Origin of the sequence: Natronoarchaeum sp. GCM10025703 (genome assembly GCF_042661985.1) — an archaeon.
Taxonomy (GTDB): Archaea; Halobacteriota; Halobacteria; order Halobacteriales; family Natronoarchaeaceae; genus Natranaeroarchaeum.
In genome coordinates this window covers 196,249-218,017 of record NZ_JBHSZF010000002.1, presented here as the reverse complement: position 1 = coordinate 218,017, position 21,769 = coordinate 196,249, and the positions used below count along the sequence as shown (strand labels likewise).

At 59.7% G+C, this 21,769-nt stretch carries 10 protein-coding genes and 6 pseudogenes; 5 read left to right on the top strand and 11 right to left on the bottom strand.

Annotation, left to right across the window (positions count from 1 at the left end):
* Positions 1–203: 203 nt before the first annotated feature.
* The 8 genes and pseudogenes from ACFQH2_RS18205 to ACFQH2_RS18170 all read right to left on the bottom strand — a co-directional run bounded on the left by ACFQH2_RS18205 (position 204) and on the right by ACFQH2_RS18170 (position 11,101).
* A complete protein-coding gene (locus ACFQH2_RS18205) occupies positions 204–647 on the bottom strand; it encodes a universal stress protein (protein WP_377050610.1) in 444 nt (147 codons plus the stop codon).
* Positions 648–733: 86 nt separating this feature from the next.
* The gene (ilvA, locus tag ACFQH2_RS18200) at positions 734–1,987 is read right to left on the bottom strand and encodes a threonine ammonia-lyase (protein WP_377050608.1); all 1,254 of its coding nucleotides are present in this window, start codon (positions 1,985–1,987) and stop codon (positions 734–736) included.
* Between the two features lie 50 nt (positions 1,988–2,037).
* Positions 2,038–4,588 (bottom strand): annotated as a pseudogene (locus ACFQH2_RS18195) (GcvT family protein).
* Positions 4,589–4,889: 301 nt separating this feature from the next.
* Complete coding sequence (locus ACFQH2_RS18190) at positions 4,890–5,261, bottom strand: hypothetical protein (protein ID WP_377050604.1); 372 nt, start codon at positions 5,259–5,261, stop codon at positions 4,890–4,892.
* 5 nt (positions 5,262–5,266) lie between these two features.
* A pseudogene (locus ACFQH2_RS18185) lies at positions 5,267–6,405 on the bottom strand (aromatic ring-hydroxylating oxygenase subunit alpha).
* A gap of 155 nt (positions 6,406–6,560) precedes the next feature.
* Positions 6,561–7,229, bottom strand: coding sequence for a helix-turn-helix domain-containing protein (locus tag ACFQH2_RS18180; protein WP_377050600.1), 669 nt, complete (start codon positions 7,227–7,229; stop codon positions 6,561–6,563).
* A gap of 373 nt (positions 7,230–7,602) precedes the next feature.
* A pseudogene (locus ACFQH2_RS18175) lies at positions 7,603–10,163 on the bottom strand (GcvT family protein); the annotation flags it as partial.
* A 200-nt stretch (positions 10,164–10,363) separates the two neighbouring features.
* Positions 10,364–11,101: a creatininase family protein gene (locus ACFQH2_RS18170; RefSeq protein WP_377050596.1), complete on the bottom strand. Its 738-nt coding sequence runs from the start codon at positions 11,099–11,101 to the stop codon at positions 10,364–10,366.
* Positions 11,102–11,216: 115 nt separating this feature from the next.
* On the opposite strand from ACFQH2_RS18170, the gene ACFQH2_RS18165 reads away from it, so the two are divergent.
* The 4 genes and pseudogenes from ACFQH2_RS18165 (at position 11,217) to glyA (ending at position 15,883) form a co-directional block, all read left to right on the top strand.
* The gene (locus tag ACFQH2_RS18165; protein WP_377050594.1) at positions 11,217–12,173 is read left to right on the top strand and encodes a succinylglutamate desuccinylase/aspartoacylase family protein; all 957 of its coding nucleotides are present in this window, start codon (positions 11,217–11,219) and stop codon (positions 12,171–12,173) included.
* Between the two features lie 132 nt (positions 12,174–12,305).
* Positions 12,306–13,430, top strand: coding sequence for a hypothetical protein (locus ACFQH2_RS18160; protein ID WP_377050592.1), 1,125 nt, complete (start codon positions 12,306–12,308; stop codon positions 13,428–13,430).
* 87 nt (positions 13,431–13,517) lie between these two features.
* A pseudogene (locus ACFQH2_RS18155) lies at positions 13,518–14,379 on the top strand (methylenetetrahydrofolate reductase).
* A 256-nt stretch (positions 14,380–14,635) separates the two neighbouring features.
* Complete coding sequence (gene glyA, locus ACFQH2_RS18150) at positions 14,636–15,883, top strand: serine hydroxymethyltransferase (protein ID WP_377050588.1); 1,248 nt, start codon at positions 14,636–14,638, stop codon at positions 15,881–15,883.
* Between the two features lie 99 nt (positions 15,884–15,982).
* Here glyA and ACFQH2_RS18145 read toward each other — a convergent pair whose 3' ends face one another.
* The 3 genes and pseudogenes from ACFQH2_RS18145 to ppsA form a co-directional block, all read right to left on the bottom strand.
* Positions 15,983–16,357 (bottom strand): cyclic nucleotide-binding/CBS domain-containing protein, encoded by a 375-nt coding sequence (locus ACFQH2_RS18145; RefSeq protein ID WP_377050586.1) that lies wholly within the window; start codon positions 16,355–16,357, stop codon positions 15,983–15,985.
* A 180-nt stretch (positions 16,358–16,537) separates the two neighbouring features.
* Entirely contained in the window at positions 16,538–17,938 is a 1,401-nt protein-coding gene (locus ACFQH2_RS18140) for an MFS transporter (protein ID WP_377077082.1), read from the bottom strand.
* A 41-nt stretch (positions 17,939–17,979) separates the two neighbouring features.
* Positions 17,980–20,242: pseudogene (ppsA, locus tag ACFQH2_RS18135) on the bottom strand (phosphoenolpyruvate synthase).
* A 281-nt stretch (positions 20,243–20,523) separates the two neighbouring features.
* On the opposite strand from ppsA, the pseudogene ACFQH2_RS18130 reads away from it, so the two are divergent.
* Positions 20,524–21,536, top strand: a pseudogene (locus tag ACFQH2_RS18130) (type II glyceraldehyde-3-phosphate dehydrogenase).
* The last annotated feature ends 233 nt before the right edge of the window (positions 21,537–21,769 follow it).

Below are 21,769 nucleotides of genomic sequence, written 5' to 3'. Positions count from 1 at the left end.
TAGCGTTGGCCGCGGCTGCTCTACTCGCGATGTCCGCTGGGAATATTCAAGTTGCCGGGTTCTGTTTTCTCAGTGTCAGCCTCGTCCTCTATCTCAGGGAAACGCGTGTGGTATCGGACTGATCAACGCTATCCGACCTTCCCTACCGGATCTAACACAGAGTGACAGCCCGTACTCTCGCTCGGAAGGAACTCTGGGCGATCTCAGACCTCGTCGACCTGCATTCGTTCGGTGATAACCGGCACTGTCGCGGTCCGGACAACCTTGTCTGTCGTACTTCCCAGAAGCGCGCCGAGCTTTCCGTGGTAGGCAGACGACATCACAATCGCATCCATTCCTTCGCTTTCTGCATATTGGACGATGTTCTCGCTCACCGAACCGGTCTTGATTGCCGTTTGACAGTCGACACCGTGTTCGGCGGCCATCTCACACAACTCTGTGGTAACTTCTTCGCCGTACTCTCTGTACTCCCTGCGGATTTCTTCCTCGTCATCTCTGAGCGCGAGTGCGCGTGGTGCACCGGGCAAGTCCATCACGTACAGTGCGTGGACTGACGAACCGAGTTCGTTCGCGAGTTCGATTCCGTGCCTTGCGCCTTTTTTTGCCTCGTCACTGCCGTCGTATGGGATGAGTATGTGTTCGTACATGCTACCAGTTCACATAGACTGTCACAATCTAAAAGTAAATAATTTTTCCCAGTGTATCAGTTAGCAAGATCAAAAGCCGACCCCGCTCACAGAGTCGAGAGTTTCGCGATATTTTCGACCGGGTACCCAGTGTCCTGAATACCGGAGACGATACTGTCCGCGTGTTCTTTCCCGCTTGTCTCGACGTTAAAGACGAGGTACGCCTCGCCGACCTCCAGATCGTCGACCGACCGCTCGTGACGGACGTTGTGAATGTTCGCTCCGTAGTCGGCGATCGTCCCGGAGATATCTTCCATCACTCCGGGCTGGTCGTCGATCCGCACGCGAAGACGCATGAGCTGGCGCCGCTCAGTCAGCGCGTGTATCAAGACTGTTCGGAGCTGTGTCATGTCGAGGTTGCCACCGCAAAGCAGCGGCATTACTGTTTCGTCGCTCACGTCGAGGTCGTCGCTCAAGATGGCGGCAACCGACGCCGCACCGGCACCTTCCACGACCTGTTTCGCCCGCTCCATCAACAGGAGGATCGCCTGTGCGATCTGCGTGTCCGAGACGGTCATGACCTCATCGACGTTGCGCTCGATGATATCGAGCGTCATCTGGGAGATGCCGCCGGTCGCGATACCGTCGGCGATCGTGTCTACATCGTCGAGGACGACAGGCATCCCCTTGTCCAGACTCTCGTGGACGGTCTCGGCACCGGTCGCCTGCACGCCGATAATGCGAGTTTCCGGCGAGAGGTGTTTGACCGCGGTCGAAATACCGCTGATCAGTCCCCCACCGCCGATGGGGACCACGATCGTATCGACGTCGGGACAGTCGTGGTACATTTCCGCTCCAAGTGTTCCTTGCCCGGCAATGATGTCTGTGTCGTCGTACGCGTGGACGAATTCGGCGTCGCTCTCCTCAACGGTAGCCTGTGCGTGTGACATCGTCTCCTGGAAGTCACTTCCAACCAGTTCGACCGTCGCGCCGTAGTCTCGTGTCGCGTCGACCTTGGCCTGTGGTGCGTTCTTCGGCATGAAGATCGTCGACTCGGCCCCACATTTCGTGGCCGCAAGCGCGACGCCCTGAGCGTGGTTACCGGCGCTGGCCGCTACGAATTTGTCGACGCCGTTCGCGACGTCCTGTGAGATCTTGTTGTACGCACCCCGTGTTTTGAACGACCCTGTCCACTGCAGATGTTCCATTTTCAGGTAGACATCACCGCCGACGAACGTGCCGAGCGAGGTGCTCTGTTCCACTGGCGTCTCCTTGACGACCGTGTCGTCGTCGAGGCGTTCACGAGCCTGTTCGATGTCTGCGTACGTAACGGGTGGGTCCGTCGATTCGGTTGATGTCATAGGTTCGTCGTGCCCTGAATGTGGAGTCGGTTTCGTGTGATCTGCGGTCGTTATCGGAGTATCTTCTCTCTCGAGGCGTCGAACAGCGGTTCGTCGCGGACTGTCGCGTCATAGGTCTCGCCTTCGCACTGGACCTGTACAGACGTTCCAGCCTCGGCGTACTCGGTCGGTACGTACGTGTAGGCGATCGACTCACCGATCGTGTGGCCGAAGTTACCGGCCTGTACGTAGCCGATCGCGTCGCCGTCTTTCAGCACTGGACGGCCACCCAGCATGATGTCCGTCGAGTCGTCAGCGTGATCGGCGTGATCTTGCTGTCGACGCCGTCCTCGCGAGCGGTTTCGAGTGCTTCCTTGCCGATGAAGTCGGTGTCCATGTCGACCGCGAACGGGAGGCCGGCCTCGAAGGGATTCGAGTCCGTGTCGATGTCGTTGCCCCAGAGACGGAACCCCTTTTCGAGTCGCATGGAACTCAGTGCGCCGCCGCCCATGGGCCGCACGTCGAGGTCCTCGCCCGCTTCTTCGAGCGTCTCCCAGAGACGCTGGCCGTACTCGGTCGGCGTCCAGAGTTCCCAGCCGAGTTCACCGACGTAGGAAACGCGTAGCGCAATAACTGGCACGTCGCCGACGTACATCTGCTTAGCACGGAAGTAGGGGAAGCCGTCACTCGTGACGTCCTCGTCAGTACACCGCTGGAGCAAGAGTCGAGACTTGGGGCCCCAGAGTCCGATTGTCGACTTCGCACCCTCCTCGATGTGGACCGAGACCGTCTCAGGCGCGTGGTCTTCAAGCCAGCCACCGTGGATCCCCGGCGAATTACCGCCGCCAGTCGTCACCATGAACTCCTCGTCGTCAAGTCGGACAGCGGTGATGTCTGCGAGGATGCCACCGCCCTCGTTCAGGAGCAGTGAGTAACGGACCTGTCCAATGTCGATCTCCATGTCGTTACTACACACCGACTGGAGGAACGCTTCGCTTCCTCGCCCTCGACCATGATCGAACTGAACGTGGTCATGTCGAACATCGACACGTGTTCGCGAGTGTGTAGATGTTCCGCCGCTTCGATCTTCGAGCGGTTGATCGACTGCCAGCCGTCCTGGTCGGGAATCTGATCGGCGTAGCGGTCGACGAGATCCTCGTTGGACTCGTACCACTGTGGCGTCTCCCACCCACCGCTCTGATAGAACTCCGCGCCGAGTTCTTTCTGCTGGTGGTAGAACGGGCTCGTCCGGAGTTTCCGATGGTCGTCGGGCTGCCAGCGCGGTTCGACGATGCTGTACACCTGCTCGTAGCGTTTGGCACCGCGGTCGACGAAGTAATCTTTCTCGCCGGCGTGCGGCTCGAACCGTCGGACGTGGATCCCACCGGTATCGACCGGGCCAGAGGGAAGCCGCGGGACGCCGTTCTCCATCCACTCGGCGAGGATTCGTCCGTAGCCGCCAGAGTGGGTCCACCAGATGGCGAGGCCAGTCCAGAGCCCGTCGACCTGTGCCGTCTCGCCGACGGCGGGCATCCCGTCCGGCGTGAAGACGAAGATACCGTTCTCCGTCGCCTCGTACTCGATGTCCTGCGTGGCCGGCAGCAGTTCGTCGAAGGCCTGTTTTGCGGACTTGTCCCGACCGCGGTGGGTCGGTGTCTCCCAGTGTTCTCTGGTAAATCCGCGAACTGACGCCTGGCTCTCCTCGGAGTTCTTCCCCATTGCGTCGGGGTCGACAGAAAGGGTCTCGTGGTTGTACGACCCCATTCCCAGCGCGTCGCCATGGGTCCGGAAGTACAGCGAATGGTCCTGGTCGCGGCCGACGGGCTGGTGCGGGCCTTCGCTCATGTACTCCGCGATGGAACGGTCGCCGGGGACTTCGAGCCCGGTCGTGTTGTCGCCCACAGATGTCCCTGCATCAGCGAGTTCCTCCATCGGTTCGGTGACGACGTACTGGTGTTCGACCGGGGCGATCGGGAGATCGAGGCCGGCGAGCTGTCCAGTCTGGTAGCCCCAGTTGTTCGTTGCGATGACCGCTCGCTCGCAGTCGATCTCGCCCTGGTCGGTGACCACGCGATTGATTTGGCCGCCCTCGACGTCGAGGTCGGTCACTTCAGTGTCGCCGTAGAACGACGCCGAGGAGTGCTCCATATACCATTGTAGCGCCCCGATCCCGTCGACGCGGCCGTCGGTCGGCGAGTAGTAGCCGCCGAGGATCTCGTCTTCCTCGATCATCGGGATGTGCTCGGTGACCTCTTCTGGCGAGAGTAGTTGTGGCTCCGGGAGGCCATAGGACGTTGCCCACTCGACGCGGCGACGAAGGAAGTCCATGCGCTCCTCACTACGTGCGACCTCGATGCCACCGACCTCGTCGTAGACGCCGGCGTCGGAGAGCATACGGCTCGTGTAGTGCGCGGTCTTCGCCTGGATCTTCGACGGCGACGTCTGGAACATGATTCCAGGTGCGTGGACGGACGAGCCACCAGTGACGGGGAGCGGTCCCTGATCGATGACGACGACGTCCTCAGCGCCGAGTTCCGTCAGATGATAGGCGACACTACAGCCGACGGCACCGGCACCAATAATGACTGTGTCCGCCTGTGACGGAGGAGTATGCGTGCTCATATATCTCGTTCTTCACTGCCGCTGTCATAGTGATAAATACACCGGTGGTGTGAGTCTCCGACTGGCGCGTTTTCTCGGTAGAACCCATTTAACACCCACTAACGGCCACAATGGGCAATCTCGTTCAGAATCAGACAAAACATGTATATGGCCAAACCTCAGCGTAGTATACAACTGACAATATCTGATTCACGGACTGAGCTGGTGAAAACCCAGTCTGTCTCGATTTGATGGACCGAAAAAGAGGGACGACGATACCCACAGCGATCAACCTGGAGGATATCCGACGGACTGCGCGCCGTCAGACTGGGCGAAGGTGGTCCGACTGTGGTTCCCAGAGCGAGCCAGACATACGGAGGTCGTAGAGAGCAGCCAGCGTCTCCTCGACTGTCTTTCCTTGCTTGCCCATCGCGGCGGTGACGATACCTATTGGGACACCGTTCTCGAAGTGATCGTCCAGCCTCCGGAGAACGGCTTCGATATCGCCTGATGCCGGTGCTTGTGTCACAGCTGGGTGTTCTGCAAAGACCCACTCGATATCTGTTCCCGTGAGTCCCTGCTGACGGCGGTAGAACTCGACGACCTCGTTGGCCGTCTGTGCCTCGACCACTTCGTCGGTCGCCGTCGTTCGGGCGACGAACGGCAGAGCGTCCTGAGTACTCGTGTGTGCCATTAGACTCAGGCCTCGTAGGCTTCCTGTGCGAGCAGATGCAGTCTGTGGACCGTGTGTTCGTTCGGCCCCAGTTGTGCCTGTGCGAGCGCGCCCGATTGGAGTCCCTCGTACTGGCGCTCGACAAGTTCGAAGTCCTCCTCCTGCAACTGACGGCTCGTATGGACGAACTCTCTCTCGGCGTCGGTCATCTCCGCGGAACTGAAGTAATAGTCGGCGATCAACTGGAACCGACCTTCGTCGATCGGGTCGATCATGTAGGTCCCGTACCCGTCCGCAGTCCCATACATGTTCACGGTGAAGTTCGGCCAGAAGTAGTAGAACTTGGCCTCGTGTTCGTCATGGATCCGCAGTTCGTCGTCGACGTCCTCGTCGTGGGTGTAATGTAGAATCCAGTGGTAGTCGTTGACCTCGAGTTCGGACTCGTTGAGCTCGATGTCGGTGATCCAGTCCTGGTGGTTTGCGTGACAGTGGTCGCACTCGGAGTAGTTACCAGCGAACGTCTTCCAGTTACAGTCGACTTCCGAGACGTACCGCGCAGCGTGCTCGTACTCGCCTGCGGCAAGGATTCCAGTTCGTCCTTGAGTGAGCCTGCCTGCTCGGCTAGCGGCATCGGATCGTCAGCAAAGTTGAGGAAAACGAGCGGACCGATCCGGTCTGTCTGAACCTCACTGAGGCCGTTTTCGCCCGCGTCCAGACTGCAAACGTCGTCGTCTTCGAGGTCCGGGTTGAGCCCTGCCTCCTCGAAGCTCTCGGGAGTACTCTGGAGATCACCGTCAAGATCGTACGACCACATGTGGTACGGACAGCGGATACGACCCATGTTTCCGGGGTCCGTCATGGGAGTCTCCTCGACCATCTTCAGAACCACGGTGAGCACAGACGTTGAAGAACGCACGCACCTGATCCTCGTGATCACGGACAATAATCACCTGCTTTCCGCCGATGGTCCGGGTGAAATACTCCCCTGCTCCGTGATCGTGTTTGCGTGTCCGCCGTAGACCCAGTACTGGCCGAATACTTTCTCTTTTTCGAGTTCGTGGACTTCTGGATCCGTGAAGTACTTTGCTGGAAGCGCGTTCGTTTCGTCGGTGATATCTGGACTTACTGCTGCGACGTCGTCGTTAGCTGTGTTCCATCGCGTCATCTACTACTGGGTATGTGTAACACATACATGGGGATTGACCACAGATGGCTCGGTTTTTAAGTACTGGTGATTTATCGCGTACAATTATATCGTGTTATGGTAATAACTCCCGGCAGATATTTGCCGTATTTCTACAATAGTTGACTGTACTATGGTTATCCCTGTCGGTCTGCGTCATCATCGAGAAGCATGTCTTCGACGAGTTGTCGCGTGCCGCGTCTGAGACGACCGCCGATGGCCGTCGGACCGATGTCGAATTGCTCGGCGAGGTCGGACTGGGAAGTCTTGCGTGGTTCCTGGAAGTAGCCATTCCGGTACGCCTCGATGAGGGCAGTCCGTTGCTCCTCACTCACATTGGTGGCGGACGCGCTGTCCGCGTCGTTGTCGGATATCTGGCATAGCTCGAAGGATATCCCGTTCTGTGAGCAGTACTCCCAGAGTTCTTCAATAGTCCCTCTATTGGGGAGTTGCATGCGAAGTCGCCAGCCGGCCTGCGCTGCCGTCGCTTCAATAACCAGTCCACCGAGTTCCGTAATCTTTGGGGACAGTAGTTCTGTGTCGGAGCGATGTTTGAACCGGTACATTCGGGTGGTCTCTGACTCGGAGACCACGAGCGGATGCGAAACCGTCTCGTCCCGGTCTAAAGCCGCTTCGAACTCGTCGAAATCGCCACTTTCGTGCTGGACCTGAAAGAAGAACATCTCCGTCTCCGGGTCGGTCATACAGTTCGTAACAACTCGAATGTCGACTGCTGGTACAGCTTCGATCGTGGGTGCCAGTGCCAGTTTGTGATGTTCGACGTGAACGACTGCGATCAGGCTCATGTCAGCGTTCACCGAGACAGTGTTTCAAACCAACCGTTACTCGGCCGTGTCCTATTTTTTTTACTCGTCTCCCTGTGATCGTGCTAGCTGGAGAGGATGGGCCAACCAGTAAGTCCTCTACCGAAAGTATACCGTCAACTACAACTCCTATTTGGATCTCCCCATTCATCTCGATAAGAGTACTGTTCTCATCATTAAGACAGTTGGCACCGTATTTCAACGGCTCTAAATTTTTACATGAGCTACTTGTGTTCTGATGCGAAAGCGTCGGCCGGTCTCTCTTGTACTGAATCGGCCAGAAGTCGTGACGTCCTGCGCGGCACGAATGCCGGAGTTTCCCGGCGATAGACTCGCCCAGACCGTCAGGACACTGGGGCTCCTCACGGACAGTCGCGTCGTATCGCTCGCCCTCGTAGAGAATCTCGACTTTTGTGCCCGGTTCGGTGTACTCCGGCGGCAGATACGTGTAGGCGACACAGGCACCGACAGTGTAGCCGTATTCGGCACTGTGGAGGTAGCCGATTGTCTCGTCGCCGTCGAGCACCGGTCGATTGTCGAGCACGACCGCGTCCTCATCGTCAAGCGTGAGGCAGGCGACCTTGTGGTCGATGTTGTCGCCGTCGGCCGCTGCGGCCACGGCCTCTTTGCCGATGAAGTCGGTCTCCAGATCGACTGCCCAACCGAGGCCGGCCTCGTAGGGGTTGTGCTCGGTGTGCAGGTCTTTCCCCCACAGTCTGAACCCGACTTCGATACGCAGGGCGTTGAGCGCTCCGTTCCCGTACGGGCGGATCCTATGCTCCTCGCCGGCCTCCATGATGTGCTCCCAGAGCCGTTCGCCGTACTCCGACGGCGTGTAGAACTCCCAGCCGAGTTCGCCGGCGTAGGAGACCCGAAGCGCAGTCACGGGGATGTTCTTGACGAAGAACTGCTGGCTCGTGAAGAACGGGAAGGCGTCATCGGAGAGGTCGACGTCGGTGATCTTCGAGAGGACCGCGCGCGCCTTCGGCCCGGTACAGACCATCGCAGCGAGGCTGGACGTGACGTCGTTAACGACGATATCATCCGGCGACTGGTCGCGGACCCACGCGACGTGGTTGTTTCCGACCTCGCGTCCGGTCGTCAGTAGGAGATAGCGGTCCTCGTCGGTCCGCGTAACGGTGATGTCCGCACGGACGCCGCCGACCTCGTTACACATCAACGTGTACTTGACGTCGCCCACGTCGAGGTCCATGTCGTTTGTACAGAGGTACTGGACGAACTCGCCGGCGTCGCTCCCGACGACCTCCATCTTGTTGAACGAGGTCATATCGTGGAGCCCGACGTTCTCGCGGACGTTCAGCGCCTCTGCCCCCTCGATCGCCGACCAGTACTCCGCTTCCCAGCCGTCGCGGTCGGGGATCTGGTTACCGTACTCGGCCAGCAGGTCGGCGTTCGAGTCGAACCAGTGTGGCTCCTCCCAGCCCGCCTCGGCCCACAACTCCGCGTCGTACTTCTTGTGGGTATGGTACATCGGCGTCCGCCGGATATCACGCTGTTTGTCCGTCCAGACCCATTTTGGGTGCGTGATGTTGTAGACGATCCGGTACTCCTCTGCACCGATATCGCGGGCGAAGTCCCAGCTCCCTTCGTGTTCGTCGAAGCGGTTGACGTCACAGTGTGCGAGGTCGATCGGGCCGTCGGGCAGCCGTGGCACGTCGTTCTCCATCCACTCGGCGAGTGCCTTTCCGGCCCCGCCAGCATGGGTGACCCAGATGGCCGCCGCCGTCCAGAGGCCGTCGTACTCCTGAACCGGACCCATCACTGGAAGGCCGTTGGGCGATTCCGCGAACATCCCGTTGTACTTGTGTTCGAGTTCCTTCCCGGCTGTCGCCGGAACGAGTTCGTCGCTGGCCTGGCGCGGGGCCTTGTCTGGCCGGTCCGGATGGGTTGCGACGTTCATGTGGTAGTCGGTGAACTCGTGGACCGAGCCTTGCTCGCCGTCGGGATCATTGGTTCCCAGCTCCTTGGGGTCCGGGACGATCGGCTCGTGGTTGTACGACCCGATCCCGTAGGAGTCTCCGTGGTTCCGGTAGTACATCGCGTTGTCTTGATCCCGGAGAATCGGGCGATCCGGCCCGACAAGCAGGCGTTTTGCCTTCTCGCCGGAGACGTTTTCGTAGTTCTCGAACAACGGGTGGTCGGTAATGTCGACCGCGCTGTCGGCCAGTTCGTCCAGCGACTCCGTCATCGTGTACTGGTGTTCGACCGGCGTTACTGGGAGGTGAACGTCGAGCTTTTCCCCGAGCTGGCGCGCCCAGATGTTCGTAGCGACGACAACCTCGTTGCATTCGATGGTTCCGTTTTCCGTAACGACCGACTGGACCGCGCCATCGGCCATCTCGACGTCTTCCGTACGCGTGTGTGGCACGAACTCTGCGCCACGCTCCATCGCTTCGCGTGCCAGGGCGTCACAGGCGACGACGCCGGATACCTGTCCGTCCGTGGGAGAGTAATACCCGCCGAGAATCTGGTCTGCATCGACGAGGGGCAACTTCTCTGTGACTTCCTCCGGCGAGAGGAGCTGAGGATCCTCGATACCCCAGGCCGAGGCGTGTTCGACGCGACGCTGGAGGAAGTCCATCCGGTCTTCGCTCCGGGCGACTTCGATGCCGCCGGTTTCGTTGTAGGCCTGGTGGCCGTCAGCGCCCTCAGGTCGGAGTAGAGCCGGCGGCTGTAGTCCGCGAACTGGCTGAGTACCTTTGGCTCTGCCGTCTGAAACATAATCCCTGGCGCGTGTGTCGAGGACCCACCCGTCGTCGGCATCGGCCCCTGGTCGACGACCACGACATCCTCGCGCCCGAGTTCGGTCAACTGATACGCGACATTACAGCCGACGATTCCGGCACCGACGATGACGGTGTCGGCCTGGTCCGGCAGGCTCTCTGTCGTCTTCATAATTCTGAATAAAAAGAACTGTGGCGGGCAAATATAGTTATCGGCTACCCCTCTCGCTGTTTCCAGATTTTCAGCAACCTGTCATGTAGAGTTATGAAATAACATCGTTACTATTGTGAAGTGAGGTGGGAGTAGCCTGCAACAGCGAACTCACAAACACTGACCGAGGGGCTGATGGACGCCTCCGCGATATGTGACGGTCAGCGATCGTCGCGCGGTCCGGTCGGCCGGTCCGCAATGGCGTCGAGAAGCTCCACAAGTGCGGTCGTCGACAGTTCCAGCAGTTCTTCTCCACGGTCGGCACTTCCCTCGCGGGGGTCACCGACGACGCCGTTCTCGGTGAACTCCCCGGAGTCGAAGGCGAGATTGACGCCACTTTGCCAGTCGCCCCAGCCGTCACTGCCGTTCGCCGCCGCTTCGTCCAGTCGGTCCTCGTGGACCGTGTCGGGCCGGGTGGACTGGAGGAGCGATGTCTCCAGTGGCCCGCCGTGACCCATATCGGCTCCGTGGTCGCCAACCGCATTGAACCAGGTAAACGGGATGGCGTACGCCTCGTCGTGTCGTGTGATTCGCCCGGCGACCTCTCGAAGGGCAGCGATGTTGCCACCGTGACCGTTGACCAGAACGACGTGGTCCCAGCCGTGTGTTGCGAGGCTATCGACGATATCGCGGATGTACGCTCGAAACGTCGATTCCGAGGTCCACAGCGTTCCGGTAAACGATCGGTGTTCTTCGGCGACCCCGACGGGCACAGCTGGTGCAACGACGACCGGGTCGTCGTATCGCTCCGCACCGTGTTCGGCGACCGCTTCCGCGTCGAACGTATCAGTTCCGAGCGGAGCATGTGGTCCGTGCTGTTCCGTACTCCCGACCGGAAGGAGTGCCAGGTTCGTGTCGGTGCGCTCTGCGTCGGTCCACGTCTCGGTCGCTAGTTGCATGCGCGCCGCTTCGCCCGGAGACGTATAAAGCCTCCCGCTCCCAAAATGTCACAGTGACGGTGAACAGACGTCGACGACCCCAAACGTAATGCGAAGACCGTCGCTGACACTCCGTATGGAGTACGAGCCACCGACCCACACGACGACTGACCGGCGACTCGGTCAGTTGCCGTCGGGCCGTACCCTCTCCGTGACCGTTCACCGATATGTCGGCGGCGACGGGCCGACTGTGTACGTGCAGGCAGCCCAGCACGGGATCGAGCTCAACGGCCCAGCAGCACTCCGTCGGTTGCACGATCGCCTACTGTCGACCGAGATAGCGGGCACTATTCTCGTCGTCCCCGTGGTGAATCCACCGGCCTTCGATCATCGCTCGTATATGATGCCTTCGGAGTACGATGTCAGGAATCCGAACCTGAACAGGGTCTGGCCGGGCGACAGCGAGGGGAGTCTCCAGGAACGCCTGGCCGCACAGTTGTGGAAGCTCGTCACAGATGCCGACGCAGCAGTAGACCTCCACACCGGGACGGCGGATATGCTCGAACACGTCCGGTATCACGCATCCCAGGCGGATGCACGGCGACTTGCAGAGGCCTTCGGGACGGAGTACTGTCTCGTCGACACGGGGGAGATCGCCACCGAGGAACCGTTCGATGGGACGTTTCGAGCCGCCGCCGCTCGCGCAGCTATTCCGGCGATAACAGCCGAACTATCCAACAGCCGGCAGATAACGCACGATGCGATCGAAAGTGGCGTCGACGGGATGGCGAACCTCCTGCGAGCGGTCGAGGTGATCGATGCCGATCCGGTCGCATCTTCCAACCAAACTGTCCTCGAGAACAACAGCACCGATATCATAGCAGCGGCATCAGGGCTGTTCGAACTGCGATCAGAGATCAGCGTCGGGGACACAGTAGCCGAAGGGGCGGAACTTGGGACGGTGTATTCGCCATCTACGTACGACCGACTCCAGACGGTCACCGCAAACGAGGGTGGCGTTGCGTACTCTGTCGCGCGGGAGGCTGTGGTCGTTGCCGGCGAACGGATTGCTGCGCTCGCGACAGAGATGTGACGCCGAAGGGTGTCAAGACTGGACCGAAGTCGGTAGCTCAAAATCGCCACCCCTCATGCGGTGGTAGTACTTAAATGGGTTTGGCATTCCTCACGTATTTCTATGACATAAGGTATCATGGGCTATTATAACATGGGAGTACATAGGACGTTCCAACTATTCTCGGAACTAATCGACCAGTACGAATCTGAGGGTCACTCGATCCAGCATCTCGAAGTCGCAACAGTTGATGACGAGGCAGGGGTGCTCGATGCCACGCTAGACGTTCCGCTCACACTCTGCTCACCGGCAGGAGAGCGAGAGCTCAGTCCGGAGGCCGCAGCACTGACCGATGACGGCGGACTCCAGGTAGACCTTTCACTGCCTGAGCTCCCGTCGACAGATGAGGACGCAGTCTCGACGACCGTAGAAGACGTTCGGGTTACCGACGAGGGATTCTCGCTGACTGTCAGGGTGACGATCGACCCAACGGAAACCGTATCGACAGGACCGGTCGATGTCGACGAGGGGACAGTAGATGACGATCCTCAGTCCGCGACGGCAGCTGCCGAAGAAGCGGAGGGTAGTACTGACGAGGAATCGACCATCAGTTTCGCCGAACAACTCGAGCGAGCCGATCCGGACGATGTCAGTCGGCAAAAGACTGCTGCAGCTTCCGGAAACACCGCAGATGAGTTCGCCGCGGTGCGTGACGCCACTGTCCCGCCATACGAGGACACAAAGTACCTCCAGGCGCTCTACGATAGCTGTGACAACTTTACCGAGATGAGCCGACACATCCAGATGGATGTCTCTTCGGAGACCGTCAGGCGCTACATGATCGAAGCCGATATCCACGACCCCGACACGTACGATACGAGCGACGAAGTGTCGCCAGCAGTCGACAACGAGACGTCCTCGACAGACGAATCAGCGGAATCCGCGGGAGAACACGAGCAGCAGACAACTGCTGCCGGTACCGTGTCGGCCCAGACCGACGAACCGGAGTCAGTGGAACAGATACCCGACGAAAAGCTCGTGACCGACGGTCTCGGCCTTCCCGAGGACGTGCATCTCGAAGAGGTCGCCGGTGCCGTAATCGACTCCGTCACAGTGTACGAGGTCACGCAGACCCTCGGACTCAACCGGGACCAGACCCGGGCTATCCTCGAGGAACTCAACCTCCTGAGTCTCGTCTTGCGACCGCTCGCGGACGATCCGGAATGGTCAGTCACCTACGAGCAGGTGGTCGAACGAATCCAGGAGGCCACACACTGATACATCCGATGATCGATAGTGTATTTAAATGGGTTCGGTAACCCACCCACAGACGGAAGTATACATATCCCTATAATTCGATAAATCATGTCTTTAGGTAAACGGGCCACATCTGATCACAGTGGCGTTCAGACGCTCCTTGCCAATACACGGTTCGAACTGATGCCGTTCGAGAGCTTCGACGACGAAATCCAGCACCTGCCCGACGGCGCGACGATCGCGATCACCACGTCGCCACAACTGGGTATCGAGAGGACCGTCGATCGGAGTGAAGATGCAGCCGAGATGGGATTCGACGTCGTCCCGCACATCGCGGCACGGTACGTCGAGGACCGGGCGCAACTCGAAGAGATCGCCCGACGGCTCACGGAGGCCGGTATCACCGACATCTTCGTCCCCGGCGGTGATCGTGAAGAACCAGCGGGTGAGTTCAGAATCGGCATACGACCTGTTGACCGCACTCGACGAGATGGAGTACTCCTTCGAAGAAGTCGGCATTACGGGCTATCCCGAGGGTCACGACTTCCTCGACGAGAAGACACTGGCAGAGTCGATGGACAAGAAGACGCCGTACGCGACGTACATCGTCACGCAACTCTGTTACGACCCGGACGCCGTGCTGGAGTGGATCGAAACCATTCGTGACCGTGGCGTCGATCTCCCGGTCGAGATCGGCATCCCCGGCGTCATGAAGTACAAGCGGCTGATGCAGATCTCACAGAAGGTCGGGGTCGGCGACTCCATCAAGTTCCTCCGAAAGACGACCGGAATTCTCGGATTCGTGAAACAGCTCGTCGGCTCGCGCGGAACGTACAAGCCCGACGACCTCATTGACGGTCTCGCACCCCATGTCGACGACGAGTACTACAACATCAGCGGCATCCACATCTACACGTTCAATCAGACGCCGGACACCGAGTCGTGGCGGCACGACCGACTCGATTCCTGACGGCGCCACCGTGGGCACGCCTTCGTTTGTACTGCATGCTGCTACTGTCCCAGACACGCCTCACTGCTATTCCTGCAGTTCTCCGGTGTTCGTGAGAGCCCAGCGACTACGTCGGCGCACCTGCTCGGTCGTCGCTGGCGGAGTTCACCTGTCGATTGTCCTGCAATCGTCGCGTCTGGGTTAATTGCAATACGTCGCTCGCCCGACACGTTCTGCCAGAGGACAGACTATTGACACCGGAACCCGTACCACGGGTATGACGTACGAGACAGTCCGCGATACAGATCCAGCAGTTGCCGACGCGCTCGAAGGGGAACGAAACCGCCAGAACGACACGCTAGCGATGATTGCAAGCGAGAACCACGTCACTGAGGCGGTTCTGGAGGCCCAGAGCTCCGAACTGACGAACAACTACGCCGAGGGCTATCCCGGCGAACGCTATTACGGCGGCTGTGAGTTCGCCGACGACGTCGAACAGCTGGCGATCGATCGCGCGAAAGAACTGTGGGGGGCCGACCACGTCAACGTCCAGCCACACTCCGGTTCACAGGCAAACATGGGCGTGTACCTGGCCGCACTCGATCCCGGCGACAAGATCCTCTCGCTGGATCTGACCCATGGCGGCCACCTGTCACACGGCCACCCGGCGAACTTCGCTGGTCAGGTGTACGATGTCGAGCAGTACAAGGTCGACGAAGAGACCGGCTACATCGACTACGAGGGCCTGCGGGAGACCGCCGAGACCTTCGAGCCCGACATCATCATCTCGGGCTACTCCGCATATCCCCGCGAGGTCGATTTCGGTCGTATTCAGGACGCCGCTGACGCCGTCGGTGCGTACCACCTCGCGGACATTGCACACATCACTGGACTCGTCGCTGCCGACGTCCACGAGTCGCCCGTCGGCGTCGCGGACTTCATCACTGGCTCGACACACAAGACGATCCGTGCCGGTCGTGGTGGCATCATCATGTGTGGCGACGACCACGCCGACGAAATCGACAGCGCCGTCTTCCCCGGTACGCAGGGCGGTCCGGCGATGCACTGCGTCGCCGGCAAGGCTGTCGGTTTCGGTGAGGCACTCGATCCCGCATTCGAAAGGTACGCCCAGCAGACCGTCGACAACGCGGCGGCGCTGGGTGACCGACTGCAAGAGCGTGGCCTGACACTCGTTTCGGGCGGGACCGATAACCACCTCGTTTTGATCGACCTCCGGCCATCCCATCCGGACACGACCGGCAAGGACGTCGAGGAGGCGCTCGAAGAGACAGGGATCGTTTTGAACGCGAACACGGTGCCCGGCGAGACTCGCTCGGCGTTCAACCCCTCAGGCATCCGCGCCGGCACGCCGGGACTCACGACCCGCGGCTTCGGCGAGGAAGCCTGTCGAGAGGTCGCCGATCTCATCTGTGATGTCGTCGATGCACCGCACGACGAAACTGTCCTCAGTGGCGTGAGCGACCGCGTCGACGAACTCACCGACGAGTATACACTGTACGAGTAGCCCGGATTCTGCCGTGGCTGTCGTGCATACCGTCGTTATCATCTCTGGAGGAGTTCTGAAATCCGACGACTGAAACAGGTTAACAACCCCCGAAACCGTCTACCAGAACGCGTTAGTGAGATCCGTCGAAGAGACCATCCCGATGTAATCGTCGTCGATGACAGGGAGGTGACTGATCTGGAACGTCTCCATCATCGCTGCCGTCTGCTGGAGGCGCAGGTCGGGCGGAATGGACTCAACGGATTCCGTCATGACGTCGCCCACGACGACTTCAGACGGGCTTTTTCCCTGTGCGATCGCATTCAGAATGTCAGTACTGGTGATGAGCGATGGTGGTGCTGTCGTTACGAGGAGCGCACTGATGTCGTGTTCGCGCATCTTTTCGGCCGCATCTACCAGTGACATCTCAGCTGGAATGGTGATCAGGGGTCGAGACATGACATCTTTGACGAGTGGCTGCTCTTGCGTTGCCATGCACAGGACATCGGAGAGCGGCTCTTTTGATGTTTTGGTCCCTCGAAGGGATCACCATTGATAGCTCGATATGACCGATCTGGTATATCTTGTAATCGCGCTCACACCGACAGTCTCGCCACAATCATAGCCGTCGGTTTTCGGACACAGCATCTCTGGATGGCGAGAACAATCAGAGTGTTACTCGAGTGTTTCACCCATCGTCTCGGGACCGAACAGCCCGGCTAGCAGGCCTGTCGCCAGCAACGCCACGGCGAAGGGTGCAAGCGCGACGGCGTATCCGAACGGGACGAGCCATCCAGCTAGGATCGGCCCGGCGACGGCAGCGATCTTGCCGAGACCACTGGCAAAGCCGAGTCCGGATGATCGAATGCCCGTGGGGAACAGTTCCGTCGTATATCCGAAGATGACCGCGAACGACGCGAAAATAAAGAACCCGGTCGCAAAGAGACCGGACAAGAGCGGCACAGTACCGTTAATACCGAGACCCACATCGACGCCGGGGAGCGCGAGCGTGAACAGTCCTGTCGAGAGTCCCGAGAGCGAGAAGGATCCGGCGAGGACGCGCTTTCGACCGAGTCGATCGACGAGCGTCGACGCTGTCAGGACACCCAGTAACTGGAACACCCCGACCACCGTGAGATAGACGTACAGCCCGCCGACATACCCGGCTGCCTGGACCGTGTCCGGCAGCCAGATGAACACGCCGTAGTAGCCGAGATTCAACCCCGACCAGACTACGGAAATGAGTACCGTCCGTCCAAGAAACTCCGGACGAAATAGGCGTCGAAACGACGCCTTTTCCGGGTCACCCGCGGCTAACTGTTCGGGCTCGATATCGAACGTGTGTCCGTTTTCGGCCGCGATAGCGGCCAGACGATCGCTGGCGCCGGAACGGTCGCCGGTCCGTGCGAGGTAGTACGGCGACTCCGAAAGTTGTGTGTGGATTAGTCCGACGAAGACTATCGGCGCACCGGCAGCGACGAAGGTGACGCGCCATGCTGCGATGCCGAATACTGTCGCATCGGTGGCTCCAGCCGGGAGTATGGCCGCCGCCAGGAGGACCGTCGCGAGGTTGCCAAGCGCGAAAAACCCTTCCAGATACGCGAGATACCGCCCGCGCCACTGGGTCGGGACGTGTTCAGAGAGGTACGTTGCAGTCACAGTGACCGAGGCCCCGACGCCGATCCCGGTCAGGATTCGCAACAGGATGGCCGAGCGGAGTCCGGTCGCCAGTCCCGTCAATGCGGTACAGCTCGTAAACAGTGCGACTGCGACAACCAGCGTCCGTTTTCGACCGTGTCGATCACTGTACCTACCACCGAGGCTGGCTCCAAAGATCATACCAAAGAGCGTCCCACTGCCGAGAATTCCTGCCTCGACTGGCGAGAGTCCCCACACTGCCACGTGAACGGGGATCGTAAACGAAATAACGAGAATAGACAGCGCGACGCTGGCCCAGATACCGCCAGTGACGAGGAGTAGACGTCGCTGGAAGCGACCGGCCGGCAGCGAATCGATGACGCTCCCGACTGTTACTGGTGAACCGTCTTGGTCCCCCGACTGTGTGTGCCTGGCCACGGTTCAGGTGTGCCGTTGGAGCCACTCATACGTTCGGTTCACTACCGAACCGAGTCGAGAATGTGTTGCTGTTCAACTCGCTTTGCTTTCTGCTGGGTGTCGTGGACCGCATCGATGTTGACGCTCATTGACGTGATTCCCGCGTCGACGAGGGTCTCAATCATTCTGGGCTGAGAGGCCGCCTGTCCACAGATGCTGGTCGCAACATCGTGGGATCGACACGTCTCGATCGTGTCCGTCATCAACTGCAGGACCGATGGATGGAGCGCGTCGTACCGGCCGGCCACTGTACTGTTGTTGCGGTCGACAGCGAGGGTATACTGGGTGAGGTCGTTCGTGCCGAAGGAGACGAAGTCGATCCCCGCCTTACAGATGGCGTCGCTGCTAAGTGCGCTCGCAGGCGTCTCGATCATCACACCCCATGGTCGCTTGTTCGGATCGATCCCGACCGCCTCCATCAGTGCTTTGGCCCGGTAGACGTCCTCGGCGTCGTTGACCAGCGGTAGCAGGATTTCGATGTTGTTGTACCCCCTCTCGTAGAGGGATTTGAAAGCCTCAAGCTGGAGTTTGAACGTCGCTGGTTCGTCGAGCGAGCGTCTGATGCCACGGTAGCCGAGCATCGGGTTATGCTCGGCCGGTTCGGATTCGCCCCCTCGAGCTGTCGGAACTCGTCCGTCGGTGCGTCAGCGTCCGAACACGTACTGGTCGGGGGTAGAACTCGTCGGCGACCGTACGCATCGCGTCGCTGAGAGAGTTGACGAACGCCTCCTCGCCATGCTGGGCCACGTAGTGCTCCGGCGTCTCACCGGTCGACAGGACCATGTGTTCCATCCGCAACAGGCCGACGCCGTCAGCGCCGGTCGTAGCCGCCCGCTCTGCTGCCTCTGGGATGGAGACGTTTACCTTGATTTCCGTCGCTGTCATCGGCTTCGGACCACGGTTCTGGGTGGGCGGAGACGGTGTCTCAGCACCTTCGCTCGTATCGTCCTGTGCTGGTTCTGTTGTAGGGTCCCTCACGACGCCTCTATCGCCGTCGATAGTGACTCTTTGGTCGTCGGTCAGGACAGATGTCGCGTTTTCGCAACCGACCACTGCCGGCACGCCGAGTTCCCTGGAGATGATGGCAGCATGGCTCGTCATCCCACCTTCGTCGGTGACCAGGCCACCGGCCCGTTTCATCGCGGGTACCATGTCCGGGGTCGTCATTTCCGTCACCACGATATCGCCGTCTTTGACCTTGTCCAGTTGATCCAGCGAGCCGACGACGCGGACGGTACCGGTTCCAGAACTGGGGCTTGCGCCGACTCCATCGACGAGCGACCCATCAGCCGTCTCGCCGGTCTTGGTGTCAGTGCGGTCGGAAGAGTCGCTGATCGTCGTGATCGGCCGGGACTGCAGGAGGTAGATGTCGCCATCACATATCGCCCACTCGACATCCTGTGGTTGGTCGTACTGTTCCTCGACAAGTTCGCCGATATCGTTGAGCGAGTGGAGCTCTTCATCAGAGAGCACCCGTTCGTCTCGCTTCTCGTCGGGGACCGGCCGTTCGACAGTCTCTCCAGACTCGTTCTTGACACACATCACCTTCTTTGTCGAGATAGTGACATTATTGACCGCGTTCTGTTGCCGGTCGTAGGTGTAATGATCCGGCGAGACAGCACCGGAAACGACAGCTTCGCCCAGTCCCCACGCGGCTTCGACTGTCAGTTCCGGTTCACCCGTCGATGGGTGACTAGTAAACATGACGCCGGACTTGTCAGCGTCGACCATTCGCTGGACGACGACGGCGATATCGACCGTCTCGTGGTCGAACCCCTGTTCGACGCGATAGTAGATCGCTCGCTGTGTGAACAGCGACGCCCAGCATTGCTTTATTTTGTCGAGCAAATCCTCGCGCCCGACGTTCAGGTACGTATCCTGCTGCCCGGCAAACGATGCGTCGGGCAGATCCTCGGCGGTTGCCGACGAGCGGACCGCGACGACTGGATCACCTTCCAGATCGTCGAACGCTGCAAGGATCGATGTTCGCATACCGTCGGGCCAGTCGGCTTCCAATATGAGTTCGCGGGCCTGCTGTTCGGCCTCGGCCAGCGCGCGCGAGTCTTCGGTATCGACGTCGACGGCCTCGAACAGTTCCGGTCCGAGTCCGGATTCGTCGATGAACTTTCGGTACGAGTCAGCCCTGACGCTGAACCCGTGAGGAATCGGTAATCCATGTGATGATAGTTCTCCGAGCGAAGCCGCTTTCCCACCGACAATATCAACGTCGTCGGCGTTGACCGCCTCGAACCAGGCTACCGTCATTACCGTGGAGTACCGCGGACCTGTTAATGAGTATTTCCCCCAGAGCCAACAGAGACACCCTGAAACACAGTTTTTCAACACATAGTTTGACAATCAGATCGGGTATCGTACCGGCTGTTTATTACGAAGACACCGAAAATATCGGCTGATGACGGTACCTGACACAGTCCAGCCGCGAAGGATCGCTTGCGCGTCGATAACCCAGGGGTCTTCCCGACTGAAGCAATGTCCCGGGCCGTCAAGAACGCTCGGTACGGCACGGGACGGAGTGTGCTGATATCATGATGACAGTCGGCGTAAACGGCTACGGGACGATCGGAAAACGGGTTGCCGACGCCGTGTCGGCCCAGCCGGACATGCGGGTTGTTGGTGTCAGCAAGCGATCACCGAACCACGAAGCCCGTGCTGCCACCGAGATAGGGTACGATCTGTACCCGGCAGACCCGGATCGGACAGACGAGTTCGAGCAGCGCGGGATTCCGGTCGCTGGCTCATTCTCCGAACTGGTCGCCGCAGGCGATGTCGTCGTCGATGCGACGCCCTCCGGCGTTGGCGAGACATACCGCGACCTGTACAAAGAGCACGATACGAGCGTCGTCTACCAGGGTGGGGAAGACCCGGATGTTGCGCCCCACAGTTTCAACGCTCGGACCAACTACAGTGACTCTCTCAACAGCACGGCAACACGGGTCGTCTCGTGTAACACGACAGGGCTGGCGAGAGCAGTAACGCCGCTGCGGGAACAGTACGGTGTCCAGTCTCTCGATGCGACACTCATCAGACGGGGGGCGATCCGACCCAGACCGACCGGGGGCCCATCAACGACATCCTACCGGATCCAATCGGTGTTCCGTCACATCACGCACCGGATCTCCAGGCGATTATGCCGGATCTCGACGTAACGACGAAAGGCGTCACCGTCCCGGCCACACTGATGCACCTCCACAGTGTGACCGTGTCACTGGAAGCCGACCCGACAGCAGCGACGGTCAGAGAGCTACTTAACGACGAAAACCGTATCGAGCTCATCAGCACCGCGTCAGGCTGTCAGAGCTGTGCGGAGATTCAGGAGTACGTCCTCGATACCGGCCGGCGGCGGGGCGACGTCTGGGAGAACTGTGTCTGGGCCGACTCGATCGATGTGAGTGACGGGCGCCTCTCGTTCTTCCAAGCGATCCACCAGCAGGCGGATGTCGTTCCGGAGAGTGTCGACGCTGTCCGAGCACTCTGTGGGGCGATGGATGGAGAAGAGAGCCGGTCGACGACGGACGAATCGCTCGGAGTCGGGATGTAACCGTTTCCAGGAATACCGATTTTGGATAGAATGAATCGCACCTGGGCTGGAGTCACGTACTGTGCCACACCTGGTCCCAGATTGCAAATGATACGGATATCGTCATATCAGAATCACCGACTCTTGTACAGTACCACAGACGCCAGTCGGTCCGTCCCGTGTCACACACCGGGAGAGCTGTGCTCTTCACGCCGGATTCGTCCATCAGAAACGGCGTTTTCATCGGCGTTGAT